We start from the raw sequence: 11,288 nt of genomic DNA on the forward strand, positions 1-11,288 counted from the left end.
GCCGGTCCATCCGGTCGGCCCAGCGCGGCCGCCGAAAACGGATCAGCATCCCGAGCAGCACCGGCAGGAGCACGATGACGAACACGTCCAGCGCCGTCCGGCCCTGCGCGCCGATGTGGTCGGCGCCCGCCCCGAACCAGCCCATCGAGAAGTTGACGATCAGCGGCAGGGTGATCAGGGCCAGCACGGAGTTGACCGCCGTCAGGCTGATGTTGAGCGCGACGTCGCCGCGGAACAGGTGGCTGAACAGGTTGGCCGAGGTGCCTCCCGGGGCCGCGGCCAGCAGCATCATGCCGACCGCGAGCGCCGGGGGCAGGTCGAACGCCAGCACCAGGGCGAAGCACGCGGCCGGCAGCAGCACCAGCTGGCAGGCCAGCGCCGCCAGGGTGACCCGCGGGTGGCGCAGCACCCGCTCGAAGTCGCTCCGGGTCAGACCCAGACCGAGCCCCAGCATGACGATCGCCAGCGCCGCCGGCAGGGCGATCGAGGTGAACACGGTTCCCATGACCGCAAAGTGTGCCTGACCGGACGGGACGGATGAACCGGGCGTTCCGGTCAGTCGCGTTCGCCGAGGGTCAGTTCGACCCCACCGGACATGGCGGCCGCGGCGTTGTAGATGAACGCGGCCACCGTCGCCAGCGCGGTGAACAGCACGATGTTGATCGCCCCGATGATCGCGGTGATGCCGAAGATCCGGCCCGCGGTGACCAGGTCCGTCTTGCCGGCCGCCTGGGTGTCCGGCGACGAGGTCAGGGTGGAGAACGTGTCGTTGATCTTGGACCACACGCCCATCGCGTCCATCGTCAGGTACAGGATGCCGATGGCGATCATCCAGACGAAGAACATGACGATCGCCACGATCAGGCTGATCTTCAGCACCGTCCACGGATCGACCCGCTTGAGCTGGAGCGAGGCCAGGCGCGGCGGCCGCCGGGTCGCCTTCGCCCGGCGGGCGGCCTCGGAGCCGGCGCGGGCCGGCGGTGGCGCCGGCCGGGCGCCGACCTGCTGCGGGGAGGCCATGGCGGAGCCGTCGGAGCCGGTCGGCCCGCTGCCCGAACCTCCCGGCGACCCGCTGCCCGAACCGCCGGCCGGGCCGGCGGGATTACCGGCGGGCGCGGGGGCGCCCGACCCGGACGGCGCGGTCACGCCGAGCCCCCGGTGGGTCCGGCCGCCGCGGCATCGTCGTCGGCGTTCCGGGCGATCGCCACCAGGCTGTCCCCCTCGGACAGGTTCATCAACCGCACTCCCATGGTCTGTCGTTTCGCCTTACGCACTTCGCGCGCCTGGGTCCGGATGACCCCGCCGCCCGAGGTGATCGCATACACCTCGGTGTCCAGGTCCACGATCAGGGCGCCCACCAGCTTGCCACGACGACGGTCGTACTGGATCGTCAAGACGCCCTTGCCGCCCCGGCCCTGGACCGGGTACTCCTCGATATCGGTGCGCTTGGCGTAGCCGCGTTCCGTCGCGACCAGCACCTGCGCCCCTTCGTAGACGACTGACATCGACAAAAGTTCATCGCCGGCGTTGAATCGCATGCCCAGCACGCCGGACGTGGCCCGGCCCATCGGGCGCAACGCCTCGTCGGTGGCGTGGAAGCGGATGGATTGGCCCTCCGCGGAGATGAGCAGCAGGTCGGCCGCCGCGTCGCAGAGCACCGCGCCGACCAGCTCGTCGTCGTCCCGCAGGTTGATCGCGACGATCCCGCCGGCGCGGTTCGAGTCGAACGCGGCCAGTTCGCTCTTCTTGACCAGTCCGCCCTTGGTCGCCAGCACCAGGTACGGCGCCGCCTGGTAGTGCGGGATCTGGATGACCTCGGCGATCTTCTCGTCCGGCTGGAACGCCAGCAGATTGGCGACGTGCTGACCACGCGCGTTGCGGTTCGCCTCGGGCAGCTCGTACGCCTTGGCCCGGTAGACCCGGCCCTTGTTGGTGAAGAACAGCAGCCAGTCGTGGGTGGAGGAGACGAAGAAGTGGGCGACGATGTCGTCCTGCTTCAGGGCCGCCCCCTGAACCCCCTTGCCGCCGCGGCGCTGGGCCCGGTAGAGGTCGGTCTTGGTCCGCTTGGCGTAGCCGGTCCGGGTGATGGTGACGACCACCTCCTCGACCGCGATGAGGTCCTCGACCGAGACGTCGCCGTCGTAGGGCACCAGCCGGGTGCGCCGGTCGTCGCCGTGCTTGTCCACGGCCTCGTTCAGCTCGTCCCGGATGATCGCCCGCTGCCGCTCGGGCTTGGCCAGGATGTCGCGCAGGTCGGCGATGACCCGCTCCAGCTCGGCCAACTCGTCGATGATGCGCTGCCGCTCGAGGGCGGCCAGCCGGCGCAGCTGCATGTCCAGGATGGCGGTGGCCTGGATGTCGTCGACGTCCAGCAACTCCATCAGGCCGGCCTTGGACTCCTCGGCCGAGGGCGAGCGCCGGATCAGGGCGATCACCTCGTCGAGCATGTCCAGCGCCTTGACCAGGCCGCGCAGGATGTGGGCCCGCTCCTCGGCCTTGTTCAGCCGGTACTGGGTCCGGCGGACGATGACCTCGATCTGGTGCGCGACGTACAGGCTGATCATCTGGTCCAGCCGCAGGGTGCGCGGCACCCCGTCGACGATGGCCAGCATGTTGGCGCCGAAGCTGGTCTGCAGGGCGGTGTGCTTGAACAGGTTGGCCAGCACGACCTTGGCCACCGCGTCGCGCTTGAGCGTGATGACCAGCCGCATGCCGATGCGGTCCGACGACTCGTCCGCGATGTCGGCGACGCCGGCGATCTTGCCGTCCTTGTGCAGCTGCGCGATGGCCTCGACCAGGTTGTCCGGGTTGACCTGGTAGGGCAGCTCGGTGACGACCAGGATCGTGCGGCCCTTGGCGTCCTCCTCGATGTTGACCACGGCCCGCATCCGGATCGACCCGCGGCCGGTGCGGTAGGCGTCGGCGATGCCGTCGGTGCCGACGATCAGCGCCCCGGTCGGGAAGTCCGGGCCCTTGACCCGCTCCATGGCCGCCTCGAGCAGCTCCTCGGGGGAGGCGTCGGGGTGCTCCAGCGACCAGACGACGGCGGAGGCCACCTCCCGCAGGTTGTGCGGCGGGATGTTGGTGGCCATGCCGACCGCGATGCCGGACGACCCGTTCACGAGCAGATTCGGGATCCGCGAGGGCAGGACCGTCGGCTCGGTGGTCTTGTTGTCGTAATTCGGCACCATGTCGACGGTGTTCTCGCCGATGCCGTCGAGCATGAGCATCGCCAGCTGGGTCAGCCGGCATTCGGTGTATCGCATGGCGGCGGGCGGGTCATTGCCCATCGACCCGAAATTGCCCTGGCCGTCGATCATCGGATACCGCAGCGACCACGGCTGGGCCATCCGCACGACCGTGTCGTAGATCGGCGAATCACCGTGCGGGTGATAGTTGCCCATCACGTCGCCGACCACCCGGGAGGACTTCACGGTCGACCGATCGGGCCGGAATCCCGAGTCGTACATCCCGTAGAGCACGCGCCGGTGCACCGGCTTGAGACCGTCCCGGACGTCGGGCAACGCGCGGGAGACGATGACGCTCATCGCATAGTCGATGAACGAGCGCTGCATCTCCTGCTGGATATCGACGGGCTCGGTGCGATCGTGTTCGCCTGAGTCGGGACCTGTCACGACCTGGATCCTCCGAATATCACGAAACCGTCACGCTGACGGGGGACATATCCACATGTGGATGATTACTGTGCATAGCTCGACCGGCACGATTTCGTGACGGGCGATTGGGCCGAACGGTGTGGCCGATCTCTCACGGGAGGGCCGGTGTTCACGGGAGCGACACACCGGCTTCCCACGGCATTCACAGATCCAGGAATCGGACGTCCTTGGCGTTTCGGGTGATGAATGCCCGGCGGGCCTCCACGTCCTCACCCATCAACACCGAGAACAGTTCGTCGGCCGTCGCCGCGTCCTCCAGGGTCACCTGCAGCAGCAGCCGGTTGGCCGGATCCATGGTCGTCTCCCACAGCTCCTTGGCGTTCATCTCGCCCAGGCCCTTGTACCGCTGGACGCCCTCGTCCTTGATCAACCGCCGGCCGGCCCGCTCGCCCTCGGCGATCAGCCCGTCCCGCTCCCGGTCCGAGTAGGCGAACTCGTGCGCCCCCTTGGACCACTTGATCTTGTAGAGCGGCGGTTGGGCCAGGTAGACGTGGCCGGCCTCGACCAGCGGCCGCATGAACCGGAACAGCAGGGTCAGCAGCAGGGTGCGGATGTGCTGGCCGTCCACGTCGGCGTCGGCCATCAGGACGATCTTGTGGTAGCGGAGTTTGGCCAGGTCGAAGTCGTCGTGGATGCCGGTGCCCAGGGCGGTGATGAGGGACTGCACCTCGGTGTTGCGCAGCACCCGGTCGATCCGGGCCTTCTCCACGTTGATGATCTTGCCGCGGATCGGCAGGATCGCCTGGAACATCGAGTCGCGGCCGGACTTGGCCGACCCACCGGCCGAGTCGCCCTCCACGATGTACAGCTCCGAGCGGCTCGGGTCGGTCGACCGGCAGTCGGCCAGCTTGCCGGGCAGGCCGCCGATCTCCAGGGCGCCCTTGCGCCGGACCAGGTCCCGCGCCTTGCGGGCGGCGTCCCGGGCCTGGGCCGAGGAGACCGCCTTGCTGATGATGGTCTTCGCCTCGGCCGGATTGCGCTCGAACCAGTCGGCGATCCACTCGTTGCAGGCGGTCTGCACGAACGACTTGGCCTCGGTGTTGCCCAGCTTGCCCTTGGTCTGCCCCTCGAACTGGGGCTCACGCAGCCGGATGGAGATGATCGCGGCCAGCCCCTCGCGCACGTCGCTGCCGTCGAGGTTGGAGTCCTTCTCCTTGAGCAGCTTCTTGTCGCGCGCGTACTTGTTGACCTGGGAGGTCAACGCGGTCCGGAAGCCCTCCTCGTGGGTGCCGCCCTCGTGGGTGTTGATGGTGTTGGCGAAGGAGTGGACCGACTCGTTGTAGGACGAGTTCCACTGCATGGCGACCTCGACCTCCATCGTGTCGCCCTTCACCTCGAACCCGATGATCGACGGGTGGATCGGGTCCTTGGTGTGGTTCAGGTGCTTGATGTAGTCGACCAGGCCGCCCGGGTAATGGAACGTTTTCTCCAGCGGTTTCCACGCCTTGGCCGCGACGGCCCCGTCCGCGGCCGCCGGCGGGGCGGTTGCGCCGCTCTCCGCGATCACCTCGAGTTCGGCCTCGGTGCGCCGTTCGTCGCGCAGCACGATGGTCAGTCCCTTGTTGAGGAATGCCATCTCCTGCAGGCGGCGGGAGACCGTTTCGACCTTGAATTCGGTGGTCTCGAAAATGGCCGGATCCGGCCAGAAGGTGACCGACGAGCCGGTGCGGTCGCTCGGCCCGAGCGTCTCCAGCGGGCCGGGCTTGGCATTGCGATAGGACTGGGCGTAGGCCTTGCCGTCGCGGTGGATCTCCACGTCCAACCGCGTCGACAGCGCGTTGACCACCGAAACGCCGACGCCGTGCAGGCCGCCGGAGACGGCGTACGCGTCGGAGTCGAACTTGCCGCCGGCGTGCAGCACGGTGAGCACGACCTCGACGGTCGGGCGCTTCTCCTTCGGGTGGATCTCCACCGGGATGCCGCGCCCGTTGTCGATGACGGTCACCCCGCCGTCCGCCCGCAGAACCACCTCGACCCGGTCGGCGTACCCGGCCATCGCCTCGTCGACGCCGTTGTCCACGACCTCCCACACCAGGTGGTGCAGGCCGCGCTCGCCCGTCGATCCGATGTACATACCCGGCCGCTTGCGGACGGCCTCCAGGCCCTCCAGCACGGTGATTGAGGATGCGCCGTACTCGCTCTTCTTGGCTGTCACGGATCTACCCGTCGCTCCTGTGCTCGCTCTGATGCCCGCTCCGGCCCGGGCGCGGCGTCGATCGTCCGGTCGGCGCGCGCACCGGACCCCAGGGCGGGCTCGGGACGCTCCGATCGGCCGGCGGAAGCGCTCGGGGGCGTCGCCCGCGGGGGACCTCGGACCGCCCGCCGAACGGCTCGGCGGGCGGATCGGAGCGATCCGTCCGATCCGTCTGCGGCGATCTCAGGGCCCTTTGTGGGCGAAGCCTCTCCGAGTCTACCGGTAGCGCCGCTCACAGCACGGCAATACCGGGCTCTGATGATGCCGTGGCGGGTCCGGCGGGAACCGCCGATAGTCACCGGCCTCGACCGTCCGTCCCGGTGCCGCTGCGGCGCGATCGGGCCGCCACTTTCGGGGTATCACCGGTGCGCCTACCGGACTCGGAACCCCGGACCGGGGTTACATCCCGGACGGGACCCCGACCCGGCACCCGATCCGGCACCTGATCCGGCACCTGATCCGGCACCGCCGGACCGCCCGTCCGGGTGGGCCGGCGCGGCCCCGGCGGAGCGAGAGGACGACCACCGTGACCCTGGATCTGACGGCCGGCCGGGCCGGTGCGGTCGTCGCCGACCCCCGGGCGGGCACGGCCGGCGACGCGCACGGCGGCTCGGGCGGCTCGGGCGGCACCGTGCGGCGGCATCCCCCGGTCGTGGCCGTGGCCGTGGCCCGGGATCTGGACCGGCTGGAGCCGGCGCTGTCCGAGCCGGTCACCGCGGTGCGCCGGGCGGCCCTGGTCGCCCACATCGCGTTCCTGGTCGAGCAGGCCCGCTCCGCCGAGGGCGGGCCGGGCCGGTACCCGGTCGCCCTGTCCCGGCTCGGGCACGAGGCCCGGCTCTGGGCGCGGGATCCGATGCGCCGCCCACAGGTCCGGTCGGCGGCGCGGGCCGCGGTGCTGGCCTGGGCGGCGGCGGGCGGGTCGGCAGCGGGAACCGGAACGGGGCCCGAAACAGGGGACGGAACGGGGGCCGCGCGGATCCCGTTGCGGTCGCTGCCCGCCCACCGTCCGACCTCGCTGGCGTACCGCTACTTCTGGCTGCTGGACGACCTGTCACCCGATCGGGTGAGGGACGTGACGGCTCCGTACAGCGGGCCGGCCCGCTGGGTGCTGCGCAACGTGCTCAGCGGCGGGTACAACCGCCGCGCGTATCTCAGGTGGTTCGGCGGCGGCTCCGGGCCGGCGGTCTGACCGGCGAGCGGCGGCCCGAGCCGCCCGTCCGGTCCCCGGCGCTGACCCGGGCGTTGTGGTTCGTGGGCGGATCGCTGCTGCTGGTGGCCGCGCTCGAGCAGCTGCTGCTCATCACCGAGGTCCGGCCGGGCCCGCTGTGGGTGCTCACCCTGATCCCGCTGGCCGCGATCGGCTACGGGTGCGCCGGGCTGCTGGCCTGGTCGCGGCGGCCGAGCAACCGGGTGGGTGCGGTGCTCGTCCTGGCCGCCTGGTTCTGGTTGATCGCGGGCCTGGCCAACACCGACGTCCCGGTGCTCGTCGGGATCGGTTTCGCCGGCGCGACCCTGGTGGTCGCCGTGCTGGTGCACCTGCTGCTCGTCTTCCCGACCGGCCGGGCGGGCACCCCGGCGGCCCGCGCGGTCATCGCCCTGGCCTACCTGGCCTGCACCGTCTTCGAGGTGCTGGGCCACCTGTTCGACCCGGCCGGCGCCACGCCGCTGCAGCTGGCCGACCGGCCGGAGCTGGACGAGGTGATCTCCCGCGTGCAACTGGGCCTGCTGCTGGTGGCGGTGGCCGGCGCCGCCGGGCTGGTCGTCCGGCGGCTGGCCGCGGGCAGTGCGGCCACCCGGCGCGCCCTCGGTCCCGTGGCCGCCGGCATCTTCGCGTCGCTGGCCCTGACCCTGCTCGGCCCGAACGTGTTCGTCCCGTTGTTCGGCTGGAGCCTGCAGGTGCTGTTCGTGGTGCAGGTCGCGGCCCTGGCGGCGGTGCCGGTCCTGCTGCTGGCCGGCATGCTGGCCGGCGGTTTCGCCCGCACCGGCGAGGTGGTGGAGCTGGGGGCCTGGCTCGGGCCGGAGCCGTCCCCGGCCGACCTGGCGGCCGCGCTGGCCCGCACCCTGGGCGACCCCACCGCGCGGGTGGGATTCCGGCTGGCGGGCACCGACCGGTACGTCGACCCGGATTCCGGGCCGCTGCCGGTCGACCGGCCGGGTCCCGGCCGGGCCGTCGAGCTGGTGCGGATCGGCGACGACCCGGTCGGGGTGATCGAGTTCGATCCCGCGCTGGTCGCCGACCGGGACCTGGTCCGGACCGCGGGGCGGGTCCTGGCGACCGCGGTCGACCGGCAACGGCTGGTCGTCTCCCTGACCGCGTCGCGGGACGAGCTGCGCCGGTCGCGGGCACGCATCGTGCAGGAGGGCGAGCAGGCGCGCCGGCAGGTGGCCCGCGACCTGCACGACGGTCTGCAGACCCGGCTGGTGGTGCTGGCCATCCACGTCCAGACCCTGGCCGGCCGGGTACCGCCGGCGCACCTGGCCGAGCTGCACCGGCTGCGCGCCGAACTGGATTCGGCCATCGCCGAGCTGCGCGGCCTGGTGCACAGCGTCATGCCGTCCCTGCTGATCGAGCGCGGGCTCCGCGCCGCGGCGCAGGAGGTCGTCGACCGGATGCCGATGGCCACCGACTTCCGGGCGCCGGAGGAGCTGGGACCGCTGCCGGCGCCGGTCGAGAGCGCCGCCTACTTCGTCGTCACCGAGGGTCTGACCAACGCGGCCAAGCACGCGGGCGCCGGCCGGCTGCGCGTCACGCTCGAGGTGGCCGCCGGCGAGCTGCGGGTCGAGGTGTCCGACGACGGGGTCGGCGGCGCCCGGACGGGCTCGGCCGTCGGCTCCGGCACCGGGCTGCGCAGCCTGGCCGACCGGGTGGAGGCCCTCGGCGGCGTCCTGACCGTGGACAGCCCGCCCGGCGGGGGCACCACGGTGCGGGCGGTCCTGCCCGGTGCGATGCCATGCGGGTAGTGCTGGGCGAGGACGAGGCCCTGATGCGGCAGGGGTTGATCCTCGTCCTGGACCACGGGGGGATCGAGGTGGTCGGGCAGGCCGGGAACGCCCCCGACCTGGTCCGGATCGTCGCGGAGCTGGCTCCCGACCTGGTGATCAGCGACATCCGGATGCCCCCGGACCACACCGACGACGGGCTCCGGGCGGCCCTGGCCGTCCGCGCCCACCGGCCCGGCCAGCCCGTGCTGCTGCTGAGCCACCACGTGCACCGCGAGTACACCCGGGACCTGCTGCGGGACGGTGCGGGCGGGATCGGCTACCTGCTCAAGCATCGGGTCGCCGACCTGGCCGACTTCCTGGCCGACCTGCACCGGGTCGCCGCGGGCGGCACCGTCCTGGACCCGGAGGTGGTCGCGGCCCTAGTCGCCCGCGCCCGCCGGACCGGCCCGGCGGTCGACGCCCTGACGGCGCGCCAGCGGGAGGTGCTCACCCTGCTCGCCCAGGGTCGCAGCAACGCCGCGATCGCCCGGCGGCTGGGTATCGCGGAGAAGACGGTGGTCCAGCACGTCTCGGTGATCTACGACCAGTTCGGGCTGCTGGCCGGACCGGACGACCACCGGCGGGTGCTCGCCGTGCTGAACTATCTGTCCCTCTGACGGTCCGTCTGCCGTCGGTGTCCCTTTCCCGGGCCGCCGAACTCCGACCCAGGTCGGATCCCCGATGGCCGGCCGCCCGGTCACAGTCGCAGCATGCGCACCACCGCCCGGCCGGCCCTGTCGCTGCTGGCCGCCTCCGCCCTGCTGGTCGCCTGCACCTCGGGCGCGTCCACCACCGCCGGGAGCACGGCACTACCGTCGGCGCTTGCGTCGAGCACGCCGGCGGCCGGCGGCTCCGCGTCCGCCCCATCGTCCGCCTCATCGTCGGCTCCGCCGTCCGCCTCATCGTCGGCCCCGGACGGCACCGGTTCCGGTCCGGCGGCCGAGGTCCTGACCCCGGTGCTCGGTGCGGTCGACGACTCGCCCGCCCCGGTCACCGGCACCGACGGGCGGGTGTACCTGGCCTACGAGCTGTACCTGACCAACGCGACCTCGACCCCGGTGACCATCGACTCGGTCGCGGTGCGGCCGGCCGGATCGGCCGACGGTGCCCCCCTGCAGGAGTTCAGCGGGTCGGACCTGCTCGCCCGGTCCCGCGTGATCGGGGCGACGCCGTCCGCGGCCGCGCCCACCGCGATGACGTTGCAGGGCGGCCAGGTCGGCGTCGTCTGGCTCGACCCGAGCGTGGCCACGCCGGGAGACGTCCCGGCCGCGCTGGATCACGTCGTCGCCGCCGGCTTCGCCCAGGCGCCCAACCCGCTGGTGCCGGCGGCGGTGACCGAGACGATCGCCCGGACCGCGGTCAGCCGGGTACCCGCGGCGGTCATCGCCTCGCCGCTGAGCGGGGACCGCTGGCTCAACGGCAACGGCTGCTGCAACGCGGTCACCGCCCACCGGGGGGCGCTCAACCCGATCAACGGGCGGTACCACCTGGCCGAACGGTTCGCCATCGACTGGGTCCAGCTCAACGCCGACGACCAGATCTACCGCGGAGACAAGACCGACCTGGCCAGCTACGCCTACTACGGGGCGCCGATCCACGCGGTGGCCGACGGCGAGGTGGTCGCCGTCTCCGACAGCCTGCCCGACCAGCCGCCGGGCGCCGACCCGCCGGCCGGCAGCCTCCAGGTCGACCAGTTCGGCGGCAACTACGTGGTCGAGCGGTTCACCCAGAACGGGCAGGACTACTACGCGTTCTACGCCCACCTCAAGCCGGGCAGCGGCAGCGCGGCGGTCACGGTCGGCCAGCAGATCTCCGCCGGCGATCAGGTCGGCGCACTGGGCAACTCCGGCAATAGCGACGCCCCCCACCTGCACTTCCACGTGATGGACGGGCCGAACCCGCTGGCCTCGAACGGGCTGCCGTACGTGTTCGACGCGCTGACGATGGTCGGCCGGGCCGCCTCGCCGGCGGCGATCGACGCGGCCGCCGGCTCCGGGGCGGCGCTGCCGCTGGCCACCGGCGGCCCGACCGGGCCGCGCACCGACCAGATGCCCCTCTGGATGGACGTGGTCGACCTGCAGGCGGCTCAGCCGTAGGTGTCGCGCGGACCCCGGCCGGGGACGTGCCGGACCCCGAACCGCCACGACGGGCCGGCCGGGCCCTTGGCCCGGATCCGCAGGACGGTGCGATCCCCGAGCTCGCCGTTGATCCGGGCCAGCAGCTGCGGGGCGAGCAACCGGATCTGGGTGGCCCAGGCGGTCGATTCGGCCTGGACCACGAGCTCGCCGTCGACCAGCGAGGTCGGGGTGCAGCGGCTGGCCACGTCGGCCCCGACGATGCTCTCCCAGCGGCCGAACAGCGTGGCCCGGGTCAGGTCGGCGCCGACCCCGGCGGCCTTGACCCAGGTCCGCATGGTGGAACCGAGCGGTTGCGGA

The 11,288-nt window shown here is 72.1% G+C and carries 9 protein-coding genes; 4 read left to right on the forward strand and 5 right to left on the reverse strand.

All coding sequences use genetic code 11. The features are described from left to right. From ACOJUF_RS02755 to gyrB, 4 genes are all read right to left on the reverse strand, one after another. Positions 1–505, reverse strand: a 505-nt coding sequence (locus ACOJUF_RS02755) for a bile acid:sodium symporter family protein (RefSeq protein ID WP_420120336.1), incomplete at its 3' end; no start/stop codon positions are given. A gap of 50 nt (positions 506–555) precedes the next feature. Then, a complete protein-coding gene (locus ACOJUF_RS02760; RefSeq protein WP_420120337.1) occupies positions 556–1,020 on the reverse strand; it encodes a DUF3566 domain-containing protein in 465 nt (154 codons plus the stop codon). 122 nt (positions 1,021–1,142) lie between these two features. Further along, complete coding sequence (gene gyrA, locus ACOJUF_RS02765) at positions 1,143–3,575, reverse strand: DNA gyrase subunit A (protein ID WP_420120344.1); 2,433 nt, start codon at positions 3,573–3,575, stop codon at positions 1,143–1,145. A 244-nt stretch (positions 3,576–3,819) separates the two neighbouring features. Next, positions 3,820–5,832: a DNA topoisomerase (ATP-hydrolyzing) subunit B gene (gyrB, locus tag ACOJUF_RS02770; protein ID WP_420120338.1), complete on the reverse strand. Its 2,013-nt coding sequence runs from the start codon at positions 5,830–5,832 to the stop codon at positions 3,820–3,822. Between the two features lie 565 nt (positions 5,833–6,397). Between gyrB and ACOJUF_RS02775 the strand changes: the two genes are divergently transcribed. The 4 genes from ACOJUF_RS02775 (at position 6,398) to ACOJUF_RS02790 (ending at position 10,949) form a co-directional block, all read left to right on the forward strand. Further along, positions 6,398–7,060, forward strand: a complete 663-nt coding sequence (locus tag ACOJUF_RS02775) for a hypothetical protein (protein ID WP_420120339.1) — start codon at positions 6,398–6,400, stop codon at positions 7,058–7,060. Next, on the forward strand, positions 7,027–8,832 hold the full coding sequence (locus tag ACOJUF_RS02780) for a sensor histidine kinase (protein WP_420120340.1): 1,806 nt from the start codon (positions 7,027–7,029) through the stop codon (positions 8,830–8,832). Before ACOJUF_RS02775 ends, ACOJUF_RS02780 begins: the two co-directional genes overlap by 34 nt. Continuing rightward, a complete protein-coding gene (locus ACOJUF_RS02785; RefSeq protein WP_420120341.1) occupies positions 8,823–9,470 on the forward strand; it encodes a response regulator in 648 nt (215 codons plus the stop codon). Before ACOJUF_RS02780 ends, ACOJUF_RS02785 begins: the two co-directional genes overlap by 10 nt. A 93-nt stretch (positions 9,471–9,563) precedes the next feature. Then, entirely contained in the window at positions 9,564–10,949 is a 1,386-nt protein-coding gene (locus ACOJUF_RS02790) for a M23 family metallopeptidase (RefSeq protein ID WP_420120342.1), read from the forward strand. On the opposite strand, the gene ACOJUF_RS02795 is transcribed toward ACOJUF_RS02790, so the two are convergent. Then, positions 10,940–11,288 (reverse strand): DUF721 domain-containing protein (locus ACOJUF_RS02795; RefSeq protein ID WP_420120343.1); only part of this gene is annotated, 349 nt, incomplete at its 5' end. The genes ACOJUF_RS02790 and ACOJUF_RS02795 overlap by 10 nt on opposite strands.

Origin of the sequence: Nakamurella sp., assembly GCF_048594475.1 — a bacterium.
Taxonomy (GTDB): domain Bacteria; phylum Actinomycetota; class Actinomycetes; order Mycobacteriales; family Nakamurellaceae; genus Nakamurella.

Bases quoted from the DNA above. Each gene is read 5' to 3' on its own strand.
- ACOJUF_RS02760 (WP_420120337.1), bottom strand. From the start codon at position 1,020: ATGGCCTCCCCGCAGCAGGTCGGCGCCCGGCCGGCGCCACCGCCGGCC.
- gyrA (WP_420120344.1), bottom strand. From the start codon at position 3,575: ATGCAGCGCTCGTTCATCGACTATGCGATGAGCGTCATCGTCTCCCGC.
- ACOJUF_RS02785 (WP_420120341.1), top strand. From the start codon at position 8,823: ATGCGGGTAGTGCTGGGCGAGGACGAGGCCCTGATGCGGCAGGGGTTG.
- ACOJUF_RS02790 (WP_420120342.1), top strand. From the start codon at position 9,564: ATGCGCACCACCGCCCGGCCGGCCCTGTCGCTGCTGGCCGCCTCCGCC.